Origin of the sequence: Nocardioides abyssi (assembly GCF_030412915.1) — a bacterium.
Taxonomy (GTDB): Bacteria; Actinomycetota; Actinomycetes; order Propionibacteriales; family Nocardioidaceae; genus Nocardioides; species Nocardioides abyssi.
This window is the reverse complement of record NZ_JAUHJR010000136.1, coordinates 1-280: the sequence shown is the minus strand read 5'-3', so window position 1 is coordinate 280 and position 280 is coordinate 1. Positions and strand designations below refer to the sequence as shown.

The following is a 280-nucleotide window of genomic DNA, read 5'->3' as shown; positions in this document are numbered from 1 at the left end:
CCCGGGTGTCGCGCACGGTGTCGGCCGAGCCGCGCGAGCCGAGCACGGTGGAGAAGCGCACGAAGACCGGGGTCTCCTTGCCGTCGGCGAGGAAGCCGGCGCGGCTGATCGACGAGGCGGTGCCGTAGCCCACGAAGACGCCGTGCGCCGCGGCGCCGCGCGCGTGCACGACCCGCTCGGGGATGCGCTCGTGGTCGAAGTGGGTGATCTTCTCGCGCAGGTGGTGGTCCTGCAGCAGCGTCGGGCCGCGCTCGCCGGCCTTGAGCGAGTGGTCGGTCTC

1 protein-coding gene is annotated in these 280 nt (G+C 73.9%); it reads right to left on the bottom strand.

Translation table 11 applies throughout. From position 1 onward, the window contains the following. The coding region (locus QWY29_RS20235; RefSeq protein ID WP_300963028.1) for a catalase at positions 1-280 on the bottom strand (280 nt) is incomplete at both ends.